At 33.7% G+C, this 25,389-nt stretch carries 36 protein-coding genes; 35 read left to right on the top strand and 1 reads right to left on the bottom strand.

Annotation, left to right across the window (positions count from 1 at the left end):
* The first annotated feature begins 2 nt into the window (after window positions 1–2).
* The 28 genes from rplV (at window position 3) to ctlX (ending at window position 17,353) form a co-directional block, all read left to right on the top strand.
* Window positions 3–413, top strand: coding sequence for a 50S ribosomal protein L22 (gene rplV, locus BUA99_RS11335; protein ID WP_066081038.1), 411 nt, complete (start codon window positions 3–5; stop codon window positions 411–413).
* A 6-nt stretch (window positions 414–419) separates the two neighbouring features.
* On the top strand, window positions 420–1,181 hold the full coding sequence (gene rpsC, locus BUA99_RS11330) for a 30S ribosomal protein S3 (protein WP_072992300.1): 762 nt from the start codon (window positions 420–422) through the stop codon (window positions 1,179–1,181).
* Window positions 1,182–1,200: 19 nt separating this feature from the next.
* Window positions 1,201–1,626 (top strand): 50S ribosomal protein L16, encoded by a 426-nt coding sequence (rplP, locus tag BUA99_RS11325; protein ID WP_007803637.1) that lies wholly within the window; start codon window positions 1,201–1,203, stop codon window positions 1,624–1,626.
* A 13-nt stretch (window positions 1,627–1,639) separates the two neighbouring features.
* A complete protein-coding gene (gene rpmC / locus BUA99_RS11320) occupies window positions 1,640–1,831 on the top strand; it encodes a 50S ribosomal protein L29 (RefSeq protein ID WP_072992298.1) in 192 nt (63 codons plus the stop codon).
* 17 nt (window positions 1,832–1,848) lie between these two features.
* Entirely contained in the window at window positions 1,849–2,109 is a 261-nt protein-coding gene (rpsQ, locus tag BUA99_RS11315; protein WP_072992295.1) for a 30S ribosomal protein S17, read from the top strand.
* A 2-nt stretch (window positions 2,110–2,111) separates the two neighbouring features.
* Window positions 2,112–2,480, top strand: coding sequence for a 50S ribosomal protein L14 (gene rplN / locus BUA99_RS11310; protein WP_026717863.1), 369 nt, complete (start codon window positions 2,112–2,114; stop codon window positions 2,478–2,480).
* A gap of 12 nt (window positions 2,481–2,492) precedes the next feature.
* Window positions 2,493–2,807 carry a 50S ribosomal protein L24 gene (gene rplX / locus BUA99_RS11305; RefSeq protein WP_072992292.1) on the top strand — a complete coding sequence of 105 codons (315 nt, stop codon included), beginning with the start codon at window positions 2,493–2,495 and terminating at the stop codon, window positions 2,805–2,807.
* A gap of 2 nt (window positions 2,808–2,809) precedes the next feature.
* Window positions 2,810–3,361, top strand: coding sequence for a 50S ribosomal protein L5 (gene rplE, locus BUA99_RS11300; RefSeq protein WP_072992290.1), 552 nt, complete (start codon window positions 2,810–2,812; stop codon window positions 3,359–3,361).
* A gap of 3 nt (window positions 3,362–3,364) precedes the next feature.
* Window positions 3,365–3,634, top strand: a complete 270-nt coding sequence (rpsN, locus tag BUA99_RS11295) for a 30S ribosomal protein S14 (RefSeq protein ID WP_007136553.1) — start codon at window positions 3,365–3,367, stop codon at window positions 3,632–3,634.
* A gap of 126 nt (window positions 3,635–3,760) precedes the next feature.
* Window positions 3,761–4,159: a 30S ribosomal protein S8 gene (gene rpsH, locus BUA99_RS11290; protein WP_072992287.1), complete on the top strand. Its 399-nt coding sequence runs from the start codon at window positions 3,761–3,763 to the stop codon at window positions 4,157–4,159.
* An 18-nt stretch (window positions 4,160–4,177) separates the two neighbouring features.
* The gene (gene rplF / locus BUA99_RS11285) at window positions 4,178–4,720 is read left to right on the top strand and encodes a 50S ribosomal protein L6 (protein ID WP_072992285.1); all 543 of its coding nucleotides are present in this window, start codon (window positions 4,178–4,180) and stop codon (window positions 4,718–4,720) included.
* A gap of 11 nt (window positions 4,721–4,731) precedes the next feature.
* Window positions 4,732–5,082 carry a 50S ribosomal protein L18 gene (gene rplR / locus BUA99_RS11280; RefSeq protein ID WP_039110219.1) on the top strand — a complete coding sequence of 117 codons (351 nt, stop codon included), beginning with the start codon at window positions 4,732–4,734 and terminating at the stop codon, window positions 5,080–5,082.
* Window positions 5,083–5,088: 6 nt separating this feature from the next.
* The gene (gene rpsE / locus BUA99_RS11275) at window positions 5,089–5,616 is read left to right on the top strand and encodes a 30S ribosomal protein S5 (protein WP_072992282.1); all 528 of its coding nucleotides are present in this window, start codon (window positions 5,089–5,091) and stop codon (window positions 5,614–5,616) included.
* Window positions 5,617–5,628: 12 nt separating this feature from the next.
* The gene (gene rpmD, locus BUA99_RS11270; protein WP_027310825.1) at window positions 5,629–5,811 is read left to right on the top strand and encodes a 50S ribosomal protein L30; all 183 of its coding nucleotides are present in this window, start codon (window positions 5,629–5,631) and stop codon (window positions 5,809–5,811) included.
* A gap of 11 nt (window positions 5,812–5,822) precedes the next feature.
* Entirely contained in the window at window positions 5,823–6,275 is a 453-nt protein-coding gene (rplO, locus tag BUA99_RS11265; RefSeq protein ID WP_072992279.1) for a 50S ribosomal protein L15, read from the top strand.
* 13 nt (window positions 6,276–6,288) lie between these two features.
* Complete coding sequence (secY, locus tag BUA99_RS11260) at window positions 6,289–7,635, top strand: preprotein translocase subunit SecY (protein WP_072992276.1); 1,347 nt, start codon at window positions 6,289–6,291, stop codon at window positions 7,633–7,635.
* Between the two features lie 4 nt (window positions 7,636–7,639).
* On the top strand, window positions 7,640–7,855 hold the full coding sequence (gene infA / locus BUA99_RS11255) for a translation initiation factor IF-1 (RefSeq protein WP_072992274.1): 216 nt from the start codon (window positions 7,640–7,642) through the stop codon (window positions 7,853–7,855).
* 12 nt (window positions 7,856–7,867) lie between these two features.
* Window positions 7,868–7,984 (top strand): type B 50S ribosomal protein L36, encoded by a 117-nt coding sequence (gene ykgO / locus BUA99_RS11250; protein WP_008992256.1) that lies wholly within the window; start codon window positions 7,868–7,870, stop codon window positions 7,982–7,984.
* Between the two features lie 2 nt (window positions 7,985–7,986).
* Window positions 7,987–8,361 carry a 30S ribosomal protein S13 gene (gene rpsM, locus BUA99_RS11245; protein ID WP_072992272.1) on the top strand — a complete coding sequence of 125 codons (375 nt, stop codon included), beginning with the start codon at window positions 7,987–7,989 and terminating at the stop codon, window positions 8,359–8,361.
* An 8-nt stretch (window positions 8,362–8,369) separates the two neighbouring features.
* Complete coding sequence (gene rpsK / locus BUA99_RS11240) at window positions 8,370–8,753, top strand: 30S ribosomal protein S11 (RefSeq protein WP_024981527.1); 384 nt, start codon at window positions 8,370–8,372, stop codon at window positions 8,751–8,753.
* An 87-nt stretch (window positions 8,754–8,840) separates the two neighbouring features.
* Entirely contained in the window at window positions 8,841–9,446 is a 606-nt protein-coding gene (rpsD, locus tag BUA99_RS11235) for a 30S ribosomal protein S4 (RefSeq protein ID WP_072992271.1), read from the top strand.
* Window positions 9,447–9,467: 21 nt separating this feature from the next.
* Window positions 9,468–10,460, top strand: a complete 993-nt coding sequence (locus tag BUA99_RS11230) for a DNA-directed RNA polymerase subunit alpha (RefSeq protein WP_072992269.1) — start codon at window positions 9,468–9,470, stop codon at window positions 10,458–10,460.
* A gap of 63 nt (window positions 10,461–10,523) precedes the next feature.
* Entirely contained in the window at window positions 10,524–11,012 is a 489-nt protein-coding gene (rplQ, locus tag BUA99_RS11225; protein WP_072992268.1) for a 50S ribosomal protein L17, read from the top strand.
* Between the two features lie 281 nt (window positions 11,013–11,293).
* Complete coding sequence (carA, locus tag BUA99_RS11220; RefSeq protein ID WP_072992266.1) at window positions 11,294–12,400, top strand: glutamine-hydrolyzing carbamoyl-phosphate synthase small subunit; 1,107 nt, start codon at window positions 11,294–11,296, stop codon at window positions 12,398–12,400.
* Between the two features lie 237 nt (window positions 12,401–12,637).
* Window positions 12,638–13,930, top strand: coding sequence for a phosphopyruvate hydratase (gene eno, locus BUA99_RS11215; RefSeq protein ID WP_072992265.1), 1,293 nt, complete (start codon window positions 12,638–12,640; stop codon window positions 13,928–13,930).
* Between the two features lie 150 nt (window positions 13,931–14,080).
* The gene (locus BUA99_RS11210) at window positions 14,081–15,364 is read left to right on the top strand and encodes a citrate synthase (protein WP_072992263.1); all 1,284 of its coding nucleotides are present in this window, start codon (window positions 14,081–14,083) and stop codon (window positions 15,362–15,364) included.
* A 70-nt stretch (window positions 15,365–15,434) separates the two neighbouring features.
* On the top strand, window positions 15,435–16,352 hold the full coding sequence (locus BUA99_RS11205; RefSeq protein ID WP_072992261.1) for a dimethylarginine dimethylaminohydrolase family protein: 918 nt from the start codon (window positions 15,435–15,437) through the stop codon (window positions 16,350–16,352).
* A 65-nt stretch (window positions 16,353–16,417) separates the two neighbouring features.
* Complete coding sequence (gene ctlX, locus BUA99_RS11200; RefSeq protein WP_072992260.1) at window positions 16,418–17,353, top strand: citrulline utilization hydrolase CtlX; 936 nt, start codon at window positions 16,418–16,420, stop codon at window positions 17,351–17,353.
* Window positions 17,354–17,400: 47 nt separating this feature from the next.
* Here ctlX and BUA99_RS11195 read toward each other — a convergent pair whose 3' ends face one another.
* A complete protein-coding gene (locus BUA99_RS11195; protein ID WP_072992257.1) occupies window positions 17,401–18,027 on the bottom strand; it encodes a MarC family NAAT transporter in 627 nt (208 codons plus the stop codon).
* A gap of 145 nt (window positions 18,028–18,172) precedes the next feature.
* Here BUA99_RS11195 and BUA99_RS11190 point away from each other — a divergent pair, with 145 nt between their 5' ends.
* The 7 genes from BUA99_RS11190 (at window position 18,173) to BUA99_RS14990 (ending at window position 25,309) form a co-directional block, all read left to right on the top strand.
* The gene (locus tag BUA99_RS11190; protein ID WP_072992464.1) at window positions 18,173–18,538 is read left to right on the top strand and encodes a CoA-binding protein; all 366 of its coding nucleotides are present in this window, start codon (window positions 18,173–18,175) and stop codon (window positions 18,536–18,538) included.
* 623 nt (window positions 18,539–19,161) lie between these two features.
* Window positions 19,162–19,782, top strand: a complete 621-nt coding sequence (recR, locus tag BUA99_RS11185) for a recombination mediator RecR (protein WP_072992254.1) — start codon at window positions 19,162–19,164, stop codon at window positions 19,780–19,782.
* Between the two features lie 72 nt (window positions 19,783–19,854).
* Entirely contained in the window at window positions 19,855–20,643 is a 789-nt protein-coding gene (locus BUA99_RS11180; protein ID WP_072992251.1) for a polysaccharide biosynthesis/export family protein, read from the top strand.
* 15 nt (window positions 20,644–20,658) lie between these two features.
* Window positions 20,659–23,094, top strand: a complete 2,436-nt coding sequence (locus tag BUA99_RS11175) for a polysaccharide biosynthesis tyrosine autokinase (protein ID WP_072992249.1) — start codon at window positions 20,659–20,661, stop codon at window positions 23,092–23,094.
* Window positions 23,095–23,127: 33 nt separating this feature from the next.
* A complete protein-coding gene (locus tag BUA99_RS11170) occupies window positions 23,128–24,111 on the top strand; it encodes an SDR family oxidoreductase (RefSeq protein ID WP_072992246.1) in 984 nt (327 codons plus the stop codon).
* Between the two features lie 186 nt (window positions 24,112–24,297).
* Window positions 24,298–24,969: a four helix bundle protein gene (locus BUA99_RS15390; RefSeq protein ID WP_234972962.1), complete on the top strand. Its 672-nt coding sequence runs from the start codon at window positions 24,298–24,300 to the stop codon at window positions 24,967–24,969.
* 103 nt (window positions 24,970–25,072) lie between these two features.
* Window positions 25,073–25,309 (top strand): hypothetical protein, encoded by a 237-nt coding sequence (locus BUA99_RS14990; protein ID WP_143151758.1) that lies wholly within the window; start codon window positions 25,073–25,075, stop codon window positions 25,307–25,309.
* Window positions 25,310–25,389: the final 80 nt, after the last annotated feature.

Genomic DNA, 25,389 nt, shown 5'->3' with positions numbered 1-25,389 from the left:
CAATGGGAGTTCGTAAAAGAGAAACAGCAGATGCGAGAAAAGAGGCTAATAAGTCTATTGCTTTCGCGAAATTGAATAACTGCCCTACTTCACCTAGAAAAATGCGCTTAGTAGCGGACTTGGTAAGAGGTCAGAAGGTAGAGAGAGCATTGAACATCTTAAGATTTAGTTCTAAAGAAGCTTCAAGAAAATTAGAAAAATTGGTTTTATCTGTAATTGCCAATTGGCAAGCTAAAAACCCTGAAGCTAATATGGAAGAAGCTGGTTTATTTGTTAAAACGATAACAGTTGATGGTGGAATGATGTTGAAAAGACTTCGTCCAGCTCCACAAGGTCGTGCTCACAGAATTAGAAAACGTTCTAACCACGTAACAATCGTGCTTGGATCTATTAATAACACACAAGCAATTTAATACAAGATGGGACAAAAGACAAATCCAATTGGAAATAGACTTGGTATCATCAGAGGATGGGACTCAAACTGGTATGGTGGAAATGATTATGGTGATAAACTTGCCGAAGATTATAAAATCAGAAAGTATATCCATGCTCGTTTATCAAAAGCTAGTGTATCAAAAGTAATAATTGAGAGAACTTTAAAACTTGTAACCGTTACTATCACTACTGCTAGACCTGGTATCATTATCGGTAAAGGTGGACAAGAGGTAGACAAGTTGAAAGAAGAACTTAAAAAAATTACTGACAAAGAGGTTCAAATTAACATCTTTGAAATTAAAAGACCTGAACTTGACGCGTATCTAGTTGCTACAAGCATCTGTCGTCAAATCGAAAGCCGTATTTCTTACAGACGTGCGATCAAAATGGCTATTGCTGCTTCTATGCGTATGAACGCTGAAGGTATCAAAGTTTTGATTTCTGGTCGTTTGAATGGTGCAGAGATGGCTCGTTCAGAGGGTTTCAAAGAGGGAAGAGTTCCTCTATCAACTTTCAGAGCTGATATTGATTATGCTTTGGCTGAAGCTCACACTACTTACGGTAGAATGGGTATCAAAGTATGGATCATGAAAGGTGAAGTTTATGGAAAGAGAGATCTTTCTCCACTTGCTGGAATGGACAAAAAACAATCTGGTACTGGTGGTGGTAAAGGTGGCGATTCTCCTAGAGGAGATAGAAAACCTTTTAACAAAGGTGGTAAACCAGATGCTCGTAAACGAAAGTAAATTTTTAAATTAAAGAAAAATGTTACAGCCTAAAAGAACAAAATACCGTAAGGTACAAAAAGGTAAAATGAAAGGAAACTCTCAAAGAGGGCATGAACTTTCTAATGGAATGTTTGGTATTAAATCTGTACATGAAGATGGAATGTTCTTAACCTCTCGTCAAATTGAGGCTGCGCGTATCGCTGCAACTCGTTTTATGAAAAGAGAAGGACAATTATGGATCAAAATATTTCCAGACAAACCAATTACTAAGAAACCTCTTGAGGTACGTATGGGTAAAGGAAAAGGAGCCGTTGAATATTGGGCTGCTGTTGTTAAACCCGGAAGAATTATGTTTGAAGTTGGAGGAGTACCTTTGTCAGTTGCAAAAGAGGCGTTACGTCTTGCGGCTCAAAAGCTTCCAGTAAAAACCAAGTTCGTTGTTGCTAGAGATTTCGAAGCATAATCTATATTATATTATGAAACAATCAGAAATAAAAGATCTTTCTGCAGCAGAGTTGCAAGAAAAGCTTAGCTTGTCTAAGAAAACATACGCTGATCTAAAAATGGCTCACGCTATTTCACCAATCGAAAATCCGCTTCAAATTAGAAGTGCTAGAAGAGTGGTTGCAAGATTAGCTACAGAACTTACTAAAAGAGAGTTACAATAACTGTAGTCTGCTGAAAGATGGAAGAAAAAAGAAATTTAAGAAAAGAGAGAATTGGTGTTGTTACTTCAGACAAAATGGATAAGTCTATTGTTGTTGCTGAAGTACGTAAAGTAAAACACCCATTATACGGTAAGTTCGTGTTGAAAACTAAAAAGTATCACGCACACGACGAAATGAACGACTGTAACATTGGAGATACCGTAAGGATTAGCGAAACGCGTCCCTTAAGTAAAACTAAATGTTGGAGGTTAGTTGAAATCTTAGAAAGAGCTAAATAATTATGGTACAACAAGAGTCAAGATTAAAAGTAGCAGATAATACGGGAGCAAAAGAAGTTTTAACTATCCGTGTTTTAGGAGGTACCAAAAGAAGGTATGCCTCTGTTGGTGACAAAATTGTAGTTTCTATCAAAGATACGGCACCTAACGGAAGCGTTAAAAAAGGAGCTGTTTCAACTGCAGTTGTTGTACGTACCAAAAAAGAGGTGAGAAGAGCTGATGGTTCTTATATTCGTTTCGATGACAATGCATGTGTTCTTTTGAACGCTGCAGGGGAAATGAGAGGAACTCGTGTTTTTGGGCCAGTAGCAAGAGAACTTCGTGAAAAACAATTCATGAAAATTGTATCATTAGCACCAGAAGTGCTTTAATTCGTTTTTAAGATGATAAAGCTAAAAATAAAATCAGGTGACATCGTAAGAGTAATTGCTGGAGACCATAAAGGTGCTGAAGGTAAAGTGTTACGTGTGTACAAAGACAAAAACAAAGCAATTGTTGAAGGTGTAAACATGGTTAGTAAACATACTAAACCAAGTGCGAAAAGCCCTCAAGGTGGTATTGTAAAGAAAGAAGCTTCTATACAAATATCTAATATCTCTTTAATTGATCCTAAAACTAAGGAAACAACTAGAGTTGGTATTAGAGTAGAGGGAGATAAGAAAGTAAGATTTTCAAAAAAATCTAATCAAGTATTGTAGTAATGGCGTATATACCTAGACTAAAAGAAGAATATAAGAGCAGAGTAATCGCTTCTCTTAAAGAGGAATTCGGATACATAAACGTAATGCAAGTTCCAAAATTGGAAAAAATCGTTTTAAGTAAAGGAGTTGGTGCAGCTGTATCTGATAAAAAACTAATTGACTATGCAGTTGATGAGTTAACGAAGATCACTGGACAGAAAGCAGTATCTACTATCTCTAAGAAAGACGTTGCGTCGTTCAAATTGAGAAAAGGGATGCCGATTGGAGCAAAAGTTACTTTACGTGGTGAAAGAATGTATGAGTTTTTAGATAGACTTGTTACTTCTGCACTACCACGTGTTAGAGATTTCAGTGGTATTAAAGCTACTGGTTTTGATGGGAGAGGTAATTATAATCTTGGTGTTTTGGAGCAAATCATTTTCCCAGAAATTGATATTGACAAAGTAAACAAAATATCAGGAATGGATATCACTTTTGTAACATCTGCAAAAACGGATAAAGAAGCAAAGTCTCTATTAACAGAATTAGGATTACCTTTTAAAAAGAATTAAGACATGGCTAAAGAATCAATGAAAGCCCGCGAGGTTAAGAGAGAAAAAACAGTAGCTAAGTATGCTGAGAAAAGAAAAGCTTTGTTAGAAGCTGGAGATTTCGTAGGTTTGCAAAAGTTACCGAAAAATGCTTCACCAGTTCGTTTGCACAATCGTTGTAAATTAACAGGTAGACCAAGAGGTTATATGCGTCAGTTCGGTCTTTCACGTGTTACATTTCGTGAGATGGCAAATAACGGATTGATTCCAGGTGTTAAAAAGGCATCTTGGTAAGACGTAATTTTATTACGTGCTGATACAGACTTAACTCACGTTTTGTCTGTATCATTAATATTTATAAATTGGTTTAAGGTTCAATAAGATCGTCTTAAAGAAAACCAAAACCGCAAATTAATACAAATGTATACAGATCCTATTGCCGATTATTTGACAAGAGTTCGTAACGCTGTGGCTGCAAACCACAAAGTTGTTGAAATTCCTGCATCTAATCTAAAAAAAGAAATAACTAAGATCTTATTTGATCAAGGTTATATCTTGAGTTACAAATTTGAAGACAACGCTGTTCAGGGTTCAATCAAGATCGCTTTAAAGTATGATAAAGATACTAAAGAGTCAGTAATTAAAGATATCCAAAGAATTAGTAAACCAGGTTTACGTAAATATTCAAGTTCTTCATCTATCCCAAGAATTCTTAACGGATTAGGTATTGCTATCGTGTCAACCTCTAGAGGGTTAATGACTGGAAAGAAAGCAAAACAATTAAACGTAGGTGGTGAAGTAATTTGTTACGTATACTAATTTAAAGACTATATAAAGATGTCAAGAATAGGTAAAAGCCCGGTAACAATACCAGCTGGAGTAACTGTTGAAGTTGCTAATGGTATTATTACAGTAAAAGGAAAAAATGGTCAACTAAATCAGGAGTTTTCGGACGTTACTGTTACAGTTGAAGGCGATCAAGTTCAAGTTGAAAGATCGTCGGATCACAAAGACCAAAGAGCAAAACACGGATTATACAGATCGTTAATCAATAATATGATTATAGGTGTGACAGACGGTTTTACTAAGTCTTTAGAATTGGTAGGAGTTGGTTATAGAGCTTCAAATCAAGGACAGAAATTAGATTTAGCACTTGGATTCTCTCACAATATTGTTTTAGAAATTGCTCCTGAAGTTACTTTAGAAACAATATCTGAAAAAGGTAAGAACCCTATAGTTAAATTAACATCATTTGACAAACAACTTTTAGGTCAAGTAGCTGCGAAAATCAGAGGTTTCCGTAAGCCAGAGCCGTACAAAGGAAAAGGTGTTAAATTCGTAGGTGAAGTATTAAGAAGAAAAGCAGGTAAATCAGCTTAAAAAATAAGATTATGTCATTAACAAAACCTGAAAGAAGACAAAGAATTAGATTCAGAATTAGAAAGACGATTAGTGGTACTGCTACAAATCCAAGGCTATCTGTATTTAGAAGTAACAAAGAAATTTACGCTCAACTTATTGATGACGTAAACGGTGTTACTTTACTAGCAGCTTCTTCAAGAGAAAAAGAAATAGGTAACGGTACGAATATTGAAGTGGCTACAGCAGTTGGAAAACTAGTTGCTGAGAAAGCTTTAAAAGCTGGTATTGATGTAGTAACTTTCGATAGAGGAGGTTATTTATATCACGGTCGTATTAAATCATTAGCGGAAGGCGCAAGAGCGGCTGGACTTAAATTCTAATATAGTATGTCTAATAGTAAGTACAAGAATGTAGAGTTAGTAAAGCCAAGTGGTCTTGAATTAAAAGATCGTTTGGTAAGTGTAAATCGTGTTACTAAGGTTACAAAGGGTGGTAGAGCTTTTGGTTTTTCTGCTATTGTAGTTGTAGGTGATGAAAATGGAGTGGTTGGACATGGTTTAGGTAAATCTAAAGATGTTTCTGAAGCAATTGCGAAAGCAGTAGAAGATGCTAAGAAAAATCTAGTAAAAATTCCTTTAAATGGTCTTTCAGTTCCTCACGAACAAAAAGGTAAATTTGGTGGTGCACGTGTATTCTTAATTCCTGCCTCTCATGGTACCGGAGTTATTGCTGGTGGAGCTGTTCGTTCAGTTCTTGAATCAGTAGGAATTCATGATGTATTATCTAAATCACAAGGATCTTCAAATCCTCACAACGTAGTGAAAGCAACTTTTGATGCTTTATTACAAATGAGAAGTGCTTATGCTGTTGCAAAACAAAGAGGTATTTCTTTAGAAAAAGTTTTTAAAGGTTAATTCAAGGAAATTATGGCTAAATTATTAGTAAAACAAGTTAGAAGCAAAATCAATTGTCCACTTACTCAAAAAAGAGGATTAGAAGCTTTAGGTCTACGTAAAATGGGACAAGTTGTAGAGCATGATTCAAACCCTACAATCCTTGGGATGATAAATAAAGTTAAACACTTAGTTTCTGTTGAAGAAGCTAAATAACAAATACTGTTATGAATTTAAGTAACTTACAACCTGCTGAAGGTTCTACACACAATCAAAATAAAAGGTTAGGTAGAGGAGAAGGTTCTGGAAAAGGTGGTACTTCTGCAAGAGGACACAAAGGAGCAAAATCTCGTTCTGGTTATTCTAAAAAGATTGGTTTTGAAGGTGGGCAAATGCCACTTCAAAGACGTGTACCGAAGTTTGGTTTTACAAACATCAATCGTAAAGATTACGAAGGTGTAAATCTTGATACACTTCAACTTTTAGTTGATAATGGTGTTATTAAAGATACTGTTGATATGACAGTTTACGTTGCTAATCGTTTAGCTACTAAAAATGAAATCGTTAAGATTTTAGGTAGAGGTGAACTGAAAGCAAAATTAAAAGTAACCGCTCACAAATTTACTGCTACTGCAAAAGCCGCTATTGAAGCTGCTGGTGGAGAAGCTGTAACAATGTAATTTTTCTATTAATATGAAGAAATTTATTGAATCAATAAGTAATGTTTGGAAAATTGAAGAATTAAAAAATAGAATCTTAATAACATTAGGTTTACTTTTAGTTTATCGTTTTGGTGCTCAAGTAACCCTTCCGGGTATTGATGCTACACAGTTAGGTAATTTAGCTGGGCAAACCAAAGAAGGAATTGGTTCAATTCTTGACATGTTTACTGGAGGTGCATTTTCACAAGCGTCAGTTTTCGCTCTTGGAATTATGCCATATATTTCTGCCTCGATTGTGGTTCAGTTGATGGGAATTGCGGTTCCTTATTTACAAAAATTGCAAAGTGATGGAGAAAGCGGTAGAAAAAAGATTAATCAAATCACTCGTTGGTTGACAATAGGAATTACTTTAGTCCAAGGTCCAACTTACATCTATAATTTATATAGAACATTACCTAGTAATGCATTTTTATTGGGATTCAATTCTTTTGAATTCTTATTTTCTTCAGTTATTATCTTAGTGACAGGTACGATTTTTGCCATGTGGTTAGGAGAGAAAATTACTGATAAGGGAATTGGTAATGGTATATCATTGTTGATTATGGTTGGGATATTGGCTAGACTGCCACAGGCTTTTATTCAAGAATTTACAACAAGAGTTACCAATAATAATGGTGGTCCAATGTTATTAGTTATTGAAATAATTGTTTGGTTGTTAGTTATTATTTGTTGTGTTTTATTAGTTATGGCGGTTAGGAAAATTCCTGTTCAATATGCTCGTCGCACTACATCAGGTGATTTTGAACAAGACATGTTAAATGGAAATAGACAATGGATTCCATTAAAGCTTAATGCTTCAGGTGTAATGCCAATTATTTTTGCGCAAGCAATTATGTTTATTCCGGCTGCTTTAGCAGGATTATCTAAATCAGATGCATCACAGTCTGTCGTGGGTGCTTTTAGTAACATGTTTGGTTTTTGGTATAATTTGGTTTTCGCAACTTTAATAGTTGTATTTACTTTCTTTTACACAGCCATTACTGTTCCTACAAACAAAATGTCAGATGACTTAAAGAGAAGCGGTGGTTTTATTCCTGGTATTAGACCAGGGGTTGAAACGTCTGATTATCTTGACAAAGTGATGTCTTTGATAACTTTTCCAGGATCTTTATTTCTAGCTTTAATTGCTGTATTTCCAGCGATCATTGTAAGTATTATGGATGTTCAGCAGTCTTGGGCAATGTTTTTTGGAGGTACGTCACTAATAATTATGGTTGGTGTTGCCATAGATACAATGCAGCAAATCAATTCATATCTGTTAAATAGACATTATGATGGTTTAATGAAGAGTGGTAAAAATAGAAAGGCAGTAGCTTAACTTTATGGCAAAACAATCAGCAATAGAACAAGACGGATCGATCATTGAAGCATTATCAAATGCCATGTTCCGTGTAGAATTAGAGAATGGACATATTGTAATAGCACATATATCTGGAAAAATGCGTATGGATTACATCAAATTATTACCTGGTGATAAAGTGAAACTAGAAATGAGCCCTTACGATTTGTCAAAAGCAAGAATTACTTATAGATATTAAAGGATATTCAAAATGAAAGTTAGAGCTTCAGTAAAAAAGAGAAGTCCCGAGTGCAAAATTGTGCGAAGAAAAGGGAGATTGTACGTAATAAACAAAAAGAATCCTAGATTTAAACAAAGACAAGGATAATTATGGCAAGAATAGCAGGGGTAGATATCCCAAAAAATAAGAGAGGTGTTATAGCACTTACCTACATCTTTGGATTAGGAAAAAGTAGAGCTATTGAGATTTTAGAAAAAGCTCAAGTTAGCCAAGACAAAAAAGTTCAAGATTGGAATGATGACGAGATCGGAGCAATTCGTGAAGCTGTTGGTGTTTTCAAAATTGAAGGAGAATTGCGTTCTGAAGTTTCTTTAAACATCAAACGTTTAATGGATATTGGATGTTACAGAGGTATCCGTCATAGATCTGGTCTTCCGTTAAGAGGACAAAGAACTAAAAACAACTCTAGAACAAGAAAAGGTAAAAGAAAAACTGTTGCTAACAAGAAAAAAGCAACTAAATAATAAGTAATATGGCTAAAGCAACTGCAAAAAAGCGTAAAGTTATCGTTGAATCAACGGGAGAAGCTCATATTTCTGCTACTTTTAACAATATCATTATTTCTTTGACAAATAAAAAAGGCGAAGTTATTTCTTGGTCTTCAGCTGGAAAAATGGGTTTTAGGGGTTCTAAAAAGAACACTCCATACGCAGCCCAAATGGCAGCAGAAGATTGTAGTAAAGTAGCTCTTGAAGCTGGATTGAAAAAAGTTAAGGTTTATGTTAAGGGACCAGGAAACGGACGTGAGTCTGCGATTCGTTCTTTGCATAACGGTGGAATTGAAGTTACAGAGATTATCGATGTTACTCCAATGCCTCACAACGGATGTCGTCCTCCAAAGAGACGTAGAGTTTAATAATATATTTAAGTATAACTAGGTAGAATACACGATTATCGAAGGATATGACCTGAATTCATAATCTCTACCTTAATAATTTTAGAAATGGCAAGATATACTGGTCCAAAAACTAGAATTGCTCGCAAATTTGGCGAAGCAATATTCGGAGATGACAAAGCATTCGAAAGAAGAAGTTATCCACCTGGACAACACGGGATGGCTAAAAAAAGAGGAAAAAAATCTGAATATGCTATCCAGTTGATGGAGAAGCAAAAAGCTAAATATTCTTATGGAATATTGGAAAAGCAATTTAGAGGTTTGTTTAAAAAAGCATCTGCAACTAAAGGTGTTACTGGTGAAGTTCTTTTACAATTATGTGAAGCGAGACTAGACAACGTAGTTTTTAGAATGGGTATTGCTCCTTCTAGAAGAGGTGCTAGACAATTGGTATCGCACAGACACATTACTGTTAACGGTGATGTAGTTAATATCGCTTCTTATCACTTGAAACCAGGTGATAAAGTTGCTGTTCGTGAAAAATCTAAATCTTTAGATGCTATCGAGCGTTCTTTATCTAATTCTAGTCATGTTTATGAGTGGATTACTTGGAATAACGACGTTAAAGAAGGTACTTTCGTTACTGTACCTGCTAGACTTCAAATCCCAGAAAATATTAAAGAACAGTTAATCGTAGAGTTGTACAACAAATAATAATTGACTTAGTCGAAATTTATGGCAATATTTAATTTTCAGAAGCCCGATAAAGTTATCATGATCGATTCAACCGATTTTGAAGGTAAATTTGAGTTTAGACCTTTAGAACCTGGTTATGGATTGACTGTTGGTAATGCACTTAGAAGAGTTTTGCTTTCAGCACTAGAAGGTTATGCAATTACATCGGTTCGTATAGAAGGTGTAGATCATGAGTTTTCTACTATAGCAGGAGTTGTTGAAGACGTTACCGAAATTATTCTTAATCTTAAACAAGTACGTTTCAAACGTCAAATTGAAGATATAGACAATGAATCAGTTACTATTTCTGTTTCAGGTAAAGATCAATTAACAGCTGGTGATTTTCAAAAATTTATTTCAGGTTTTCAAGTTTTGAATCCAGAATTAGTAATTTGTAATTTAGATAGTAAAATCAAACTTAATTTCGATTTAACAATTGAAAAAGGTAGAGGTTACGTTCCTGCTGAAGAGAATAAAAAACAAAATGCTGCAATTGGAACTATATTTACAGACTCAATTTTTACTCCTGTAAAAAATGTAAAATACACGATTGAAAACTTTCGTGTAGAGCAAAAAACAGATTATGAGAAATTAGTTTTTGAGATTAAAACTGATGGTTCTATCAATCCAAAAGACGCCCTTACAGAAGCTGCAAAAGTTCTTATTCATCATTTCATGTTGTTTTCTGACGAAAGAATTACACTTGAGGCTGACGAAATTGCACAAACAGAATCGTATGATGAAGAATCATTGCACATGAGACAATTGCTTAAAACTAAGCTTGTTGATATGGACCTTTCTGTTAGAGCATTAAATTGCTTGAAAGCGGCTGAAGTTGATACACTTGGTGATTTAGTATCGTTCAATAAAAATGACTTAATGAAATTCCGTAATTTTGGTAAAAAATCTTTAACTGAGCTTGATGAACTTGTAGCAGTTAAAAATTTAAATTTCGGTATGGATTTAGCAAAATACAAATTAGATAAAGAATAAATTACTTCATATTTTGATCTCCAGAATGGATAGTATCAAGATGAAAGTATTAAAAAACACGTCATGAGACACGGAAAAAAATTCAATCACTTAAGCAGACAGACTTCACATAGGAAAGCTATGTTAGCTAATATGGCTTGTTCTCTAATTGAGCACAAACGTATTAACACTACTGTTGCTAAAGCAAAAGCGCTTAAACAATTTGTTGAGCCGTTAATAACTAAATCAAAGCAAGATACCACACACAATCGTCGTATTTGTTTTGCTTATTTACGTAGCAAGTATGCTGTAACTGACTTGTTTAGAGATGTAGCTGCTAAGGTAGGTGATCGTCCAGGTGGATACACACGTATCATTAAAGTTGGAAATCGTTTAGGAGATAATGCTGATATGGCAATGATCGAATTAGTTGATTTCAATGAACTTTATAATGGAGGAAAAAAAGAAGTTAAGAAAGCGAAAAGCCGTCGTGGTGCTAAATCTAAAAAGGCAGATGAAGCTACTGAAGCTCCAGCTGCTGAAACTGAAACAAGTACGGACACAGCTGAATAGTTATGAAGATAATCATTCAATAAATTTAAGGATAAGCTATTTATAGTTTATCCTTTTTTTTTGATTTTTTTTTAGGAGTATAGGTAGCTATTTCAGGTGAAAAACATTCCTGATGTTAGATGCGCTTTATTTGTACTTCATCTTATTGCACTATTGTATTCAATTATATTTTTTTTTTTTGCTTTCGCTATTTTTATCAATTAAATTTGTATCACAATTAACTACAACTGAAGCTCGCAGGTCGAGTTTTGTTAAATCCCTCAACATTTACAACTACACAAATGAAATACACAACAAGACAAAGTGCAATACTCTTACTGAGTGATGGAACAATTTTTCATGGTAAATCTATTGGAATAAGTGGGACTACTTTTGGTGAAGTATGCTTCAATACTGGAATGACAGGGTATCAAGAAATTTTTACAGACCCTTCTTATTATGGTCAACTTATGGTTGCTACTAATGCACATATTGGTAATTATGGCGTTAATGATTCAGAAGTCGAATCAGACAGTATTAAAATTTCAGGATTAATATGTAAAAATTTTAGTTTTAACGATTCACGAACAGATTCCTCAGGAAGCTTAGAGAATTACTTCATAAAGCAGAATCTTATTTGTATCTCTGATGTTGATACTAGAGCGTTAGTGAGTTATATTCGAGATAATGGTGCGATGAATGCAGTAATTTGTACTGACGGTAGTTCAGTTGAACAGTTGAAAGAAGCGTTAGCTAAAGTTCCAGACATGAATGGTTTAGAGCTTGCCTCAAAAGTATCTACAAAAAGCCCATATTTTTACGGAGATGAAAATGCGGCTTATAAAATCTCTGCTCTTGATTTAGGTATTAAAATGAATATTTTACGGAATTTAGCTAAAAGAGATTGTTACATAAAAGTGTTTCCTTATAATTCGACTTATCAAGATTTAGCATCCTTTAGTCCAGATGGTTATTTCTTATCTAATGGACCGGGAGATCCTGAGCCACTTGCTGGAGCAATTCAAGTTGCTAAAGACATTTTGGAAAAAAACAATCCTTTATTCGGAATTTGCCTTGGGCATCAAGTTATCGGTTTAGCAAATGGAATTTCGACTTACAAAATGTTTAATGGTCATCGAGGAATCAATCATCCCGTTAAAAATATTATTACTGGTAATGGCGAAATCACTTCTCAAAACCATGGATTTGCTGTAAACAAAGAAGAACTTGAAAAAAATTCGGAGTTAGAAATAACGCATTTACATCTTAATGATGGTACTGTAGCCGGCATGCGTATGAAAAATAAAAATTGTTTTTCAGTTCAATACCATCCGGAAGCTAGTCCTGGACCTCACGATTCTTCCTATTTATTCGATCAATTTATTGAGAATATAAAATCAATAAATTAGATTTTTAATTTATTAATCTTATCATTTTTGGGATGACTTTTTTTCAAAGTCATCCCTTTTTATTATGTAACTTACAGAAACCGGTTGCTAATTGATTTTTATTTCAATTTATCTTTCCGATCTATAAAATAATTTTAAATACAATTACAACGTTTTCGTTAATAAGATATATTGTTTTCATAAAATGATTCAAAAAGATAGGATATATTTGTATTTTAAATTTAAAAAACTAGCATTATGAGTATAATTATTAAAATTCACGCAAGACAAATCTTTGATTCCAGAGGAAATCCTACTATTGAAGTAGACGTAATTACTGACAATGGTATTTTAGGTAGAGCAGCAGTACCTTCTGGTGCTTCAACTGGCGAACATGAAGCAGTTGAGTTGCGTGACGGAGGAAAAGCCTATTTAGGAAAAGGAGTTTTAAATGCGGTAAAAAATGTTAATACTCATATAGCTGAGGAACTTTTAGGAGTTTCTGTTTTTGAACAAAATTTAATTGATCAAATGATGATCGATTTAGATGGTACTCCAAATAAGTCAAATTTAGGTGCTAATGCTATTTTAGGAGTTTCTCTTGCGGTCGCAAAAGCTGCTGCTAACGAATTAGGTTTACCTTTATACCGCTATGTAGGTGGTGTTTCAGCTAATACGTTACCAGTTCCGATGATGAATATCATTAACGGTGGTTCGCATTCTGATGCGCCAATCTCTTTTCAGGAATTTATGATTTTTCCAGTAAAAGCAACTTCCTTTACGCAAGCAATGCAAATGGGAACTGAAATTTTTCATAGTTTGAAAAAAGTACTTCATGATAGAGGATTATCTACAGCTGTAGGTGATGAAGGCGGGTTTGCACCAAATCTTGCTGGAGGAACTGAGGATGCTCTTGATACAATTAAACAAGCCGTTGAAAATGCTGGTTATACTTTTGGAGATGAAATAATGATTGCATTAGATTGTGCAGCAGCAGAATTTTATGTTGATGGAAAATATGATTATACTAAATTTGAAGGGGAGACAGGAAAAATCAGGTCATCTGCGGAGCAAGTTGAATATTTAGCTGAATTAGTTGCTAAGTATCCTATTATATCGGTTGAAGATGGAATGGACGAAAATGACTGGGATGGATGGAAATTGTTGACTGAGAAAATTGGTGATAAGGTACAATTAGTTGGAGATGATTTATTTGTTACCAATGTGGAGCGTCTTGCAACTGGAATTGATAAAGGTATTGCAAATTCAATCCTTATTAAGGTAAACCAAATTGGTACATTAACGGAAACAATAGCGGCTGTAAATATGGCCAAAAATGCTGGATATACTTGTGTAATGTCTCATCGTTCAGGAGAAACAGAAGATAATACAATTGCTGATTTAGCAGTAGCACTAAACTGTGGACAAATAAAAACAGGTTCTGCTTCCCGCTCTGATCGAATGGCTAAATACAATCAACTTTTACGTATTGAAGAGGAACTTGGTGACACCGCTTACTTTCCTGGAAAAAAAGCATTCAAAATAAAATAAGTTTTTGAATTACAGTAAAAAAACCGTTCTCAAAAAGAACGGTTTTTTTTATTATATTTAACACAATCATTGCGCTATTCTCTTTTTATTTGTTCTTTAATTCCTTAGATTTGTTAAATTATTATTTTTAAAGTTTATTTCAATTATACTATGTCAAAAACAGCAATATTAGAGGTTGATAGTCAGAAATTTGAACTTCCTGTAGTTATAGGAAGTGAAAAAGAAGTTGGTATCGATATTAGCAAATTACGTGATTTATCAGGAATGATAACTCTCGATCCAGGTTACAAAAATTCAGGTTCATGTACTAGCGAAATAACTTTCTTAGATGGAGAATTAGGGATTTTACGGTACAGAGGATATTCAATTGAAGATTTAGCTGAAAAGGGTCACTTCCTTGAAGTTTCCTATTTAGTAATTTTTGGTGAACTACCAACTGCAACTCAATTAAATCAATTCGAAAAAGACATCACAAGACACACTTTAGTTAATGAGGAAATGAAAAGCATCATTGATGGTTTTCCTAAAACAGCACACCCAATGGGAGTTTTAGCTGCATTAACTAGTGCATTAACTGCATTTAATCCTAAATCAGTAAATGTTGAGAATGAGAAAGAAATGTACGATGCCGTTTGCAAAACAATGGCTAAGTTTTTAGTGATTGCTACTTGGACATATCGAAAAAGTATGGGTTATCCTTTGAACTATTACGATAATACGAAAGGATATGTAGAAAATTTTATGCGCTTAATGTTTGAATTGCCAACAGAGCCTTATACTCCAAATCCAATAGTGATTGACGCTATAGATAAATTGTTCATTCTTCATGCTGATCACGAACAAAATTGTTCTACATCTACTGTTAGAATGGTAGGATCATCACATGCGGGTTTATTTGCTTCGATTTCAGCAGGCGTTTCTGCACTTTGGGGACCATTACATGGAGGAGCAAATCAAGCAGTTCTTGAAATGTTAGAAGAAATTCATAAAACGGGTGGTGATGCTGATAAATATTTGGCTAAAGCCAAAGATAAAAATGATCCATTCCGACTAATGGGCTTTGGTCATAGAGTTTATAAAAATTTCGATCCAAGAGCAAAAATTATTAAAAAAGCTGCGGATGAAGTTTTATCAACTTTAGGAGTTAACGATCCCATTCTTGCTATTGCTAAGAAATTAGAAGAATCAGCTCTTGTAGATGAGTACTTCGTTTCAAGAAAATTATATCCAAACGTCGATTTCTATTCTGGAATAATTTATAGAGCTTTAGGAATTCCGACTGATATGTTTACCGTAATGTTCGCTATTGGTCGTTTGCCAGGTTGGATAGCACAATGGAAAGAAATGCGTGAAAACAAAGAACCAATTGGAAGACCAAGACAAATTTACACAGGACATCCATTAAGAGATTTTAAAGTATCTGAGAATAGATAAATTCAAATTTGAAAGCTTCACAAAATTGTGGAGCTTTTTTTATATTTGTTTAAAGCAAAAAGCTAAAAGTATGTTAGAGTTAAATGTGAGTGATGAAACATCCAAGTTAAAAGTTGTCGTCCTAGGTTCAGCTACTGATTGCGGGCCAACTCCAAAAGTAGCTGAAGCTTATGATCCAAAATCTCTGGAACATATCTTAGCAGGTACATATCCTCTAGAAATTGACATGGTAAACGAAATGGAGGCTTTTATTAAAGTTTTGGAAAAGTATGATGTAAAAGTTTTTCGACCGAAAAACATAGTAAAGTGCAATCAAATATTTGCCAGAGATATAGGTTTCGTGATTGGTGACATTTTTGTGAAATCAAATATTTTACCTGATCGTGAGCGAGAATTAGATGCAATTCAATATGTGGTTGACCAGATAAATCCTAAAAAAGTAGTTCGTCCGCCGGTGGAGGTGCATATTGAAGGCGGCGATGTAATGTTGTGGAATGAGTATATTTTTATTGGAACTTATAAAGGAAGTGATTATAAAGACTATATTACGGCAAGAACGAATAAGGAAGGAGTTCAATATATTAAAAATTTATTTCCGGATAAGATTGTTAAAGATTTTGATCTTGTGAAATCTAAAATAGAAGCTCGTGATAATGCATTGCATTTAGACTGTTGTTTTCAGCCAGTGGGAAAAGATAAAGCCATAATTTACAAAGGTGGATTTCGGGAGGAATTAGATTATTTATTTTTAATTAATCTTTTTGGAAAGGAAAACATTTTTGAGATTACAAGAGACGAGATGTATAATATGAATTCAAATATTTTTTCAATCGATTCTAATGTTGTCGTCTCCGAAAAGAATTTCAGTAGACTCAATTCTTGGCTACGTGAAAATGATTTTTTCGTAGAAGAAATACCATATTCGGAAATTGCTAAGCAGGAAGGTTTGCTGAGATGCTCTACTCTTCCTTTAATTAGAGAAGATTAAGCAACATCCAGTTATAAAAGAATAATAAAGTAACAATAAATAATTCCCTTACTTGGGTAAAAGATATGAAACAAACAACAAATTCAATTTTAATGATTCGGCCAGTTGCTTTTAGAATGAATGAGCAAACGGCCATTAATAATTATTATCAAAAAGTATTGGACGGACTTTTACCAGCAACCGTAAATGCAAAGGCGCAGCAAGAATTTGACACGTTCGTCCAAAAGTTAAGAGCTGTAGGGATCGATGTAACTGTAGTAGATGATACTTTAGAACCAAGCACACCAGACAGCATTTTTCCAAATAACTGGATTTCATTCCATCAAAATGGTGATGTGGCTTTATATCCTATGTTTGCTGAAAACCGTCGGCAGGAACGACGTGAGGAAATTCTTGATCTTTTAGAAGAGAAAGGATTTGTAATTCAAAATATTGTTGATTATACTTCAGCCGAAGAAGACGGATTTTTTCTCGAAGGAACCGGAAGTCTGCTTTTAGATCGTGGGAATAGTAAAGCATATTGTGCATTATCGCCAAGAGCTGATGAAGAATTATTTATTGAATTTTGTGAGGATTTTGATTATGCGCCAGTGATTTTTGAAGCCTTTCAGACAGTTGATGGTGAACGTAAACTGATCTATCATACAAATGTGATGATGTGTTTGGGTGAGACCTTTGCTGTAATTTGTTCGGATTGCATTGATGATAAGAAGGAACGTAAAATGGTTCTTGACAATTTAAAAGAAAATAGCAAAGAGATAATTATCATCACTGAAGCTCAAATGAATAATTTTGCGGGAAATATGCTTGAAGTACTTGGGGCAAATGATAAACGATATGTAATTATGAGCGCTGCAGCCCATCAGAGCTTAACGCCAAAACAGATTGAACAATTAGAAAAACATGCTGAAATATTAAGTTCAAGCTTAGACACAGTAGAGGCCTGCGGCGGCGGAAGTGCTCGATGCATGATGGCTGAAATTTTCTTACCAAAAAACTAAACTAAAAAGCTCTGACAGGAATTAAATTCTTATTAGAGTTTTTTTTATTATAAATTAGTTTTTATAATATTAATTATAGCACTTACAATATACTGTATTCCAATTGCGATTACAATAAATCCTACAATTCTAGAAATTGCAACAATTCCGGAAGCACCTAGAATTTTCGCTAAATAATGAGCACTTCTAAGAATGATGAAAATAGTAAATGCAATGGCAAGTATTGCAAATGAAGATATTATAATTTCCATAGTTTCATTGTGCTCTTGATAAAAAGCGATCAATAAAGAAATGGAACCAGGTCCTGCAAGCATAGGAATTGCAAGTGGAGTTAGAGCAATGTCATTTCTTTTTTGAGCATCAGTTTCAGCTTTTTTACTAATTCCACGCTTTTTAGTGAATTTACCTGAAAGCAATGAAAATCCTGAGTTTACGATAATTATTCCTCCAGCAATTCTGAGCGCATCAATACTAATTCCAAAGAAAATTAAAACATATTGCCCTATAAAAAAGGACACAATTAGGATAATAAATACATTAATTGCTGTCCACAATGAAATTCTAGAACGCTCTTTCTTGGTGTCATTTTGAGTAAGTCCAACAAATATTGGCACAGTTCCAATAGGATTTAAAACTGAAAAAAGAGCAACAAATAAATAAATAAATAAATCCATATTTTCATTTTAATACTGCAAAAATACTCTTTTTTTAATTTTGAGTGTTACGCTACTGTTTTTATTACTGCCACAACTACCATCGTAAATGAAGAAAAGATTATCCTTTTTGCTTACTTTTGTAAAACACAATTGAAAAAAAATGATAAAGAATAAAAAGACATTAGTCCTAGGCGCGACAACTAAACCTGAAAGATATGCTTTTAAGGCAATCAATATGTTAGTTGATAAAGGACACTCGGTACTTGCATTAGGTCAAAATGCTGGTGAGGTTGCTGGAATCAAAATCCAGACAAAAGCGTTTCCGCTAAAAAACATAGATACCGTAACTTTATATTTAAATCCTACTCGCCAGCGCGATTATTACAACTATATAGTAGAAACTAAACCGAAGCGAGTTATTTTTAATCCTGGTACAGAAAACCCAGAATTTTATCAGTTATTGAAACTAAATGATATTAAGGTTGAAGTTGCTTGTACTTTGGTTTTATTAAGCACAAATCAGTATTAGGAGAGAAGAGTTTTATTGATTTTTTATTTATAATCTAATAGTTTGTACAAAATTATTTAACTCTAGACGAGAAAATTATTGGTGATTTGGTATAACGATTGGATTGTGATAAAGAGCTGTTTGTATCATGAAATGCAACCGTTTGTTAATCACTTCTGATAATTTTTTTTTTAATGTTTTATTAGTAATGAAACGTAAGATTACTTTGAATAGTGTGTAACTGTACTAATTTCGATACGTACTATTCCAATTAAATTTTTATTGTTTTATGCACCGACTTAGTTATCTAAAAAATTTGTCTTGAATTTGAAGTAAAAAATAGTGACAGTCATATTTTAAAACGAGGCTTTTCATTATTTTTTTGAAAGCAATATCCTATCATATGATTTTATTTATTTTTTGAATCAACAAACTGTTTTTTTTTTTTCTAGTCTTTTTTTTCTGATTAATTTTTGTTCAAGTAAATACATTCTTGAATTATTTTTTTATGTTCTTGATCAGTAAAACCTGTATTTATAATTCAAAATCTAACTTCTAAATCTTTTTTTAAATATCCACAGTATTTTTAAAATCTTTACTTTTTTTAAAAATATCTAATTTCCAAATTGACTACTTTTGCAGTTATGGAATTTTCTTCAAAATTAATAGAGAAAGCAGTGAATGAGATGTCGCAATTGCCCGGAATAGGGAAGCGTACAGCATTGCGATTGGTTTTACATTTATTAAAACAACCTAAGGAACAAACCGGTTTTTTAGCGCAAGCCTTAGTAGCAATGCGTGAAGATATTAAGTACTGTGCAAGCTGCCATAATATTTCTGATAGTGTAATGTGTGAGATTTGTGCAAACAAAAATCGAAATCATCAGATAATATGCGTTGTAGAGGATATTCGCGATGTAATGGCAATTGAAAACACTGGACAGTTTAGAGGGATTTATCATGTGTTAGGTGGTAAAATTTCTCCTATTGATGGCATTGGCCCAAGCCAACTAAACATAATATCCTTAGTAGAGAAAGTAAAATCAGGGAATATAAGTGAGATAATTTTTGCATTAAGTTCAACTATGGAAGGGGACACCACTAATTTTTATATTTATAAACAAATTACTGATAGTGAAATAATAATCTCTACAATTGCAAGAGGAATTGCTGTGGGAGACGAGTTAGAATTTGCGGATGAAGTTACGCTTGGTAGAAGCATTTTACACAGAATTCCGTTTGAAAAAGGATTCAAAAACAATTAAAAAAAAATTAAGAATAACGGTGCTTTTATTTTACAATTGAAAAGCTATATTTGTTATTATAAAATAGTAAAGATGAGCAGATTTGGACTCTATTTGTTGATGGTGATGAGTGCGTTATCTACTTCTTGTATTTCCACAAATGACTTAATTTATCTTCAAAAAAAGGAAGGTTCATTCCCTGATGCTGCTATTGCCGCAGTTGGAGCAAAGCCTTACCGATTGCAAACTAATGATGTTTTAAGTATTACCATTAAAGCAATTGATCCAAAATTAGTCAGTATTTTTTCAACTACAAGCGATGCCACTGGCGGTAAGTCGGAATCTGGATTGTATTTTGATGGTTTTACAGTTGATGATCATGGTACTATTCGAATTCCAGTTTTAGGAGAATTAAACGTAATAGGATACACACTTGATGAAGTGCGATTGCGTATTGAAAAGCAATTACTAGCAGAATATTTCAACAAGGAAGCGAATATTTTTGTTACGGTTAAATTAGCTGGTTTTCGCTACACAATCAATGGAGAAATAGGTGCTGCTGGTACAAAAAGTTTATTTCAAGAGCATGTAACTATTATGGAAGCTATAGCAAATGCGGGAGATATCACAATCACAGGAAATAGAAAAGCAGTAACAATAATGCGAAAAACACCAACTGGAGTTGAAATGCATGATCTTGATTTGACGGATATAAATGTAATGAAATCACCTTATTTCTATTTGCAGCCTAATGACTATATTTATATCAAACCATTAAAACAAAAAACGTGGGGAACTGGAAAAACAGGTATTGAATCACTTGGGACAATTATTACTTTACTGTCTCTAGCTACTACAACTTTTTTACTATTAAGAAATTAAAACTGAAGTATTAAAATGTTAGATATAAAAGATTTTTCTATTTTTGAAAATCAGGTTAGCTTCGACTTCAAAGGATTTTTAATTAAAATTGCCAGCTATTGGAAGTGGTTTTTACTTAGTTTATTAATTGCTTTTACAATTGCGTATCAAGTTAACATACGCAAGGAAAAAATCTATGGTATGGAAACTTTGATTGCAGTTAAAGAGGAAAGCAATCCGCTTTTTACTTCAAATACAAGTTTAGTTTTCAATTGGGGCGGAACGTCTGATCAAGTTCAATCAATTTCTACGACTTTACAATCGCGCTCACACAACGAGTTAGTAGTTGATAAATTACAGTATTATATCAATTATCTTGTTCAAGGAGAATATAATTTAGTAGATGGTTACGGAACTGTTCCTTTTTATGTTACTATCGATAAATCCAAAGCACAACTCGCAGGTGCACTTATAGGGATTAAATTCCTAAGCGAAAATGAGTATGAAATCAGGATTCCGTTTGAAAATCCTAGCGTTTCCACAGTTACTTATTCTAACAATACTTACAATAATACCGCTGTTGCAATAGGTGAATTTGTAAAAAGATATAAAGTAGGAGAAAAAGTAGCACTTCCTTTTTTAAATTGGCAATTACAAATCAATGATAATCCTGGATTCTATAAAGGAAATGAGTATTTCGTAAGTTTTAGTGATTTTGACGGAACGGTCTCTAGTTATAAGGGAATAAATGTTCGTGGAGATGATAAAGGCGGATCCATTATTACGCTCGGAATGCAGGGAACTAATAAAGCACGCATGGTCGAATACTTAAACTCGACGGTGAAAATGCTTATTAAGCGACAATTGGATAGTAAAAACCAATTTGCAACAAATACAATTGCTTTTATTGACAGTACATTAATAGCGATGGAATCCCAATTAAAGGAAACTGGGAACGAGTTAAAAACTTTTAGAAAAGGAAAAAATATTTACGACGTAGAGGACGGTGGTGCTAAATTTTCTGATCAAATTTTGGAATTTGATGTTAAAAAAGACGAAGTAAATCGCAAAATGGCGTATTATAATTCGTTAAAAGTCTATCTCAAAAACAGTGTAAATTATACAAAACTTCCTGCACCTTCTGTTGCTGGAATAGAAGATCCAAATATTGTTGTAAATGTTTCAAAACTGATTGCGCTTTCAACGGAGCGTTCAGAAATGGCTTATGCGGTAAAAAGCGAAAAGATTTTTAAAGATTTTGATAACCAAATGGAAGCGATTAAAAATGTGCTTCTAGAAAATATTGCTACTGCAAAATCATCGCTGCAATACGATTTAGCATTGGTTAGTAGCAAAATAAATGAAACAGAAAGTACAATAAAGCAGCTTCCGGAGGATCAGCAGGAATTAATAAAGATTAAGAGGAAATATGATTTAAGTGATAATATTTATAGTACTTTTCTTCAAAAAAGAAGCGAGGCAGATATTGTAAAGGCGGCAAACTTATCAGATGTTCATTTTATCGACCCTGCAAAAGATGTAGGTGGCGGACTAATTGGTCCAAAAACATCAGTTAATTATGTCTTAGCTTTATTTTTAGGAATACTGGTTCCGTTGCTATTTGTGTTCGCTATTTTCTTTATTAATAATTCAGTTCAAAATGTTGAGGATATTAGCAAGATGACAAAAATTCCTTTGATAGGAGTTGTTGGTGTGAATAAAGAAAGTACCGATTTAGCAGTTTTTGAAAAACCAAAATCAGCATTGTCAGAATCATTTCGGGCAATTCGATCTTCTTTGCAATTTCTATACAAACAGCAAAATGTTGATGGCGCTAAAACTTTAATGATAACTTCTTCTATAAGTGGTGAGGGAAAAACATTTTGTTCTATAAACATCGCTACCGTTTTTGCCTTGAGCGAGAAAAAAACAGTAATTATAGGACTTGACTTAAGAAAGCCTAAACTGGCTGCCGAATTTAATTTATCCAAAGAAGTTGGAGTAGTGAATTACTTAATTAAGCAAAAAACAGTTGATGAAATTATAAATAAAACGCACATTCCCTTTCTAGATGTGATTTTATCAGGTCCTGTGCCGCCTAATCCTTCTGAAATGATTATCAGTGAGCGAATGAAAGAGCTAATCGAGGAATTAAAGAAAAAATATGATTATATAATTTTAGACACACCTCCTGTTGGATTAGTATCTGATGCGCTTGAACTTGTGCAATATAGTGATGTTACACTTTATATTGTTAGACAAAATTTCACTAAAAAAGATATGATTACGCTATTGAATAATCGTGTGAAGCGCGGTGAGTTAAATAATACCAGCATTATTTTGAATGGCTTAGAAAATAAGGCAAAATACGGCACAGGATATGGCTACGGATCCTATGCAAATGGATATTATGAAGAGGATAAAAAAGAAAATTTATATCATAAGATCGTAAAAAAAATAGTAAAAAAGTAAGTTTATTTTGATAGATTTTTTAAAAAAAAGCAGATGGAACTAGGGAAACAAAACGTAATATTAATAACTGGAGGAGCTGGATTTATAGGTTCTAACTTATGCGAATATTTTTTATCAAAAGGAAATAAAGTAGTGTGCCTAGATAATTTTGCTACGGGTCATAGGCACAATATTGCTGAATACATAAAAAATCCTAATTTCACTTTGATTGAAGGGGATATTCGAAGCGCTGCTGATTGTGAAACGGCTGTAAAAGGTGTCGATTATGTTTTGCATCAAGCTGCTTTAGGATCCGTACCAAGATCCTTGAAGGATCCTGTAACTACAAATGATGTTAATGTATCGGGATTTTTAAATATGTTAGTAGCGGCAAGAGATGAGAAAGTGAAACGCTTTATTTATGCTGCAAGTTCTTCTACTTACGGAGATTCTGAGTTATTACCAAAAGTGGAAGAAGTTATAGGAAAGCCACTTTCGCCTTATGCTATAACTAAATATGTAAACGAACTCTACGCTGAAATTTTCAGTAAAACCTATGGTTTAGAGACTATTGGACTGCGATACTTTAATGTTTTTGGTCGGAAACAAGATCCTAATGGTGCTTATGCTGCGGTTATCCCGAAGTTTGTGATGCAATTAATGAAACATGAAAGTCCAAAAATAAATGGTGACGGTAATTATTCTCGAGATTTTACCTACATCGATAATGTAATCCAGATGAATGAGCTCGCAATGGCAACATCTAATCTTGAAGCCATTAATACTGTTTATAACACTGCTTTTGGTGATAGAAATACATTGAATAATTTACTCGACTATCTCAAGGAATATTTAGCAGTTTATGATCCAAATATAGCAAACGTAAAAATAGAATATGGACCCAATAGAGCTGGTGATATTCCGCATTCATTAGCAAGTATAGAGAAGGCGAAAAATTTGTTGGGTTACCATCCAAGATTTTCAATGCAAGAAGGATTAGAAGAAGCAGTAAAATGGTACTGGGATAATTTGAGGTAGAAGTTGTCTGTTATCGGTTATGAGTTATCGGTTATCGGTTATGAGTTATCGGTTATGAGTTATCGGTTATGAGTTATCGGTTATGGGTTTTCTGTTTTGAGTATTCTGAAATTACGATTTGTGTTTCTCTAACAACTAAATTAAGTGTCGCCATACGTAAATTTAAACAGACAACAGACAACGGTTATGAGTTATCTGTTATCCGTAAATAGCATTAACCGGGTAAATGGACTTTCTCAACAACATTCTAAAAACGGCATTAAAGAACCGACAACAGAGAACCGACAACAGAAAACAGACAACCGAAAACAGACAACAGAGAACAGACAACGGACAACAGACAACGGACAACAGACAACAGACAACAGAAAACAGACAACAGAAAACAGACAACAGAAAACAGAAAACAGAGAACAGACAACGGACAACAGAGAACCGACAACAGAGAACCGACAACAGAAAATAAAGCAAAACAGTAAAAATATGAAAAGCTACAAAGATTTAGATATCTATAATTTATCGTTGTCTTTATTCTATCGAACTCATGGGTTTTCATTAAAGTTGCCAAAACATGAATTATATGAATTAGGAAGTCAAATAAGAAGATCGGCGGATTCGGTGGCTACTAATATAGTGGAGGGATACGGCAGAAAAAGATATAAAATGGACTTTATTAAGTTTCTTACTTATTCGCATGCTAGTAATTTAGAAACAATTTGTCACTTAGAAAAATTAGCATTTCTTTATCCGGATTTAGCGATTGAATTAAATCTACTTCAAAAAGAATATGATATTCTGGGAGCTAAATTATTTTCTTTTTTGCGTTATGTTGAAAATAACTGGAATAAATTTGAGTAAAGAGTTATCGGTTCTGAGTTATGAGTTATGAGTTATGGGTTATGGGTTTTCTGTTTTGAGTATTCTGAAATTACGATTTGTGTTTCTCTAACAACTAAATTAAGTGTCACCATACGTAAATTTAAACAGACAACAGACAACGGTTATCAGTTATGAGTTATCCGTAAATAGCATTAACCGGGTAAATGGACTTTCTCAAGAACAGTCTAAAAACAACAGTCTAAAAACGGCATTAAAGAACCGACAACAGAGAACCGATAACAGACAACAGACAACAGAAAACAGAGAACAGAAAACAGAGAACGGTTATCAGTTATCTGTTATCCGTAAATATTATTAATCGGGTAAATGGACTTTCTCAAGAACAGTCTAAAAACAACAGTCTAAAAACGGCATTAAAGAACCGACAACAGAGAACCG

The organism is Flavobacterium segetis (assembly GCF_900129575.1).
Classification (GTDB): Bacteria; Bacteroidota; Bacteroidia; order Flavobacteriales; family Flavobacteriaceae; genus Flavobacterium; species Flavobacterium segetis.
The sequence above is the reverse complement of the archived record's forward strand: the minus strand, read 5'-3'. Positions and strand labels throughout refer to the sequence as shown.

Bases quoted from the DNA above. Each gene is read 5' to 3' on its own strand.
- secY (WP_072992276.1), top strand. From the start codon at position 6,289: ATGAAGAAATTTATTGAATCAATAAGTAATGTTTGGAAAATTGAAGAA.
- rpsK (WP_024981527.1), top strand. From the start codon at position 8,370: ATGGCTAAAGCAACTGCAAAAAAGCGTAAAGTTATCGTTGAATCAACG.
- BUA99_RS11195 (WP_072992257.1), bottom strand. From the start codon at position 18,027: ATGGATTTATTTATTTATTTATTTGTTGCTCTTTTTTCAGTTTTAAAT.
- ykgO (WP_008992256.1), top strand. From the start codon at position 7,868: ATGAAAGTTAGAGCTTCAGTAAAAAAGAGAAGTCCCGAGTGCAAAATT.
- BUA99_RS11230 (WP_072992269.1), top strand. From the start codon at position 9,468: ATGGCAATATTTAATTTTCAGAAGCCCGATAAAGTTATCATGATCGAT.
- recR (WP_072992254.1), top strand. From the start codon at position 19,162: ATGGAATTTTCTTCAAAATTAATAGAGAAAGCAGTGAATGAGATGTCG.
- rpsM (WP_072992272.1), top strand. From the start codon at position 7,987: ATGGCAAGAATAGCAGGGGTAGATATCCCAAAAAATAAGAGAGGTGTT.
- eno (WP_072992265.1), top strand. From the start codon at position 12,638: ATGAGTATAATTATTAAAATTCACGCAAGACAAATCTTTGATTCCAGA.
- rplF (WP_072992285.1), top strand. From the start codon at position 4,178: ATGTCAAGAATAGGTAAAAGCCCGGTAACAATACCAGCTGGAGTAACT.
- rplX (WP_072992292.1), top strand. From the start codon at position 2,493: ATGATAAAGCTAAAAATAAAATCAGGTGACATCGTAAGAGTAATTGCT.
- rplR (WP_039110219.1), top strand. From the start codon at position 4,732: ATGTCATTAACAAAACCTGAAAGAAGACAAAGAATTAGATTCAGAATT.
- BUA99_RS11205 (WP_072992261.1), top strand. From the start codon at position 15,435: ATGTTAGAGTTAAATGTGAGTGATGAAACATCCAAGTTAAAAGTTGTC.
- rpmD (WP_027310825.1), top strand. From the start codon at position 5,629: ATGGCTAAATTATTAGTAAAACAAGTTAGAAGCAAAATCAATTGTCCA.
- rpsD (WP_072992271.1), top strand. From the start codon at position 8,841: ATGGCAAGATATACTGGTCCAAAAACTAGAATTGCTCGCAAATTTGGC.
- rplN (WP_026717863.1), top strand. From the start codon at position 2,112: ATGGTACAACAAGAGTCAAGATTAAAAGTAGCAGATAATACGGGAGCA.
- BUA99_RS11210 (WP_072992263.1), top strand. From the start codon at position 14,081: ATGTCAAAAACAGCAATATTAGAGGTTGATAGTCAGAAATTTGAACTT.
- infA (WP_072992274.1), top strand. From the start codon at position 7,640: ATGGCAAAACAATCAGCAATAGAACAAGACGGATCGATCATTGAAGCA.
- rpsN (WP_007136553.1), top strand. From the start codon at position 3,365: ATGGCTAAAGAATCAATGAAAGCCCGCGAGGTTAAGAGAGAAAAAACA.
- BUA99_RS11170 (WP_072992246.1), top strand. From the start codon at position 23,128: ATGGAACTAGGGAAACAAAACGTAATATTAATAACTGGAGGAGCTGGA.
- carA (WP_072992266.1), top strand. From the start codon at position 11,294: ATGAAATACACAACAAGACAAAGTGCAATACTCTTACTGAGTGATGGA.
- rplP (WP_007803637.1), top strand. From the start codon at position 1,201: ATGTTACAGCCTAAAAGAACAAAATACCGTAAGGTACAAAAAGGTAAA.
- rpsQ (WP_072992295.1), top strand. From the start codon at position 1,849: ATGGAAGAAAAAAGAAATTTAAGAAAAGAGAGAATTGGTGTTGTTACT.
- BUA99_RS15390 (WP_234972962.1), top strand. From the start codon at position 24,298: ATGAGTTATCTGTTATCCGTAAATAGCATTAACCGGGTAAATGGACTT.
- rpmC (WP_072992298.1), top strand. From the start codon at position 1,640: ATGAAACAATCAGAAATAAAAGATCTTTCTGCAGCAGAGTTGCAAGAA.
- rpsH (WP_072992287.1), top strand. From the start codon at position 3,761: ATGTATACAGATCCTATTGCCGATTATTTGACAAGAGTTCGTAACGCT.
- rplV (WP_066081038.1), top strand. From the start codon at position 3: ATGGGAGTTCGTAAAAGAGAAACAGCAGATGCGAGAAAAGAGGCTAAT.
- rplQ (WP_072992268.1), top strand. From the start codon at position 10,524: ATGAGACACGGAAAAAAATTCAATCACTTAAGCAGACAGACTTCACAT.
- BUA99_RS11180 (WP_072992251.1), top strand. From the start codon at position 19,855: ATGAGCAGATTTGGACTCTATTTGTTGATGGTGATGAGTGCGTTATCT.
- ctlX (WP_072992260.1), top strand. From the start codon at position 16,418: ATGAAACAAACAACAAATTCAATTTTAATGATTCGGCCAGTTGCTTTT.
- rpsC (WP_072992300.1), top strand. From the start codon at position 420: ATGGGACAAAAGACAAATCCAATTGGAAATAGACTTGGTATCATCAGA.
- BUA99_RS11175 (WP_072992249.1), top strand. From the start codon at position 20,659: ATGTTAGATATAAAAGATTTTTCTATTTTTGAAAATCAGGTTAGCTTC.
- rplO (WP_072992279.1), top strand. From the start codon at position 5,823: ATGAATTTAAGTAACTTACAACCTGCTGAAGGTTCTACACACAATCAA.
- rplE (WP_072992290.1), top strand. From the start codon at position 2,810: ATGGCGTATATACCTAGACTAAAAGAAGAATATAAGAGCAGAGTAATC.
- rpsE (WP_072992282.1), top strand. From the start codon at position 5,089: ATGTCTAATAGTAAGTACAAGAATGTAGAGTTAGTAAAGCCAAGTGGT.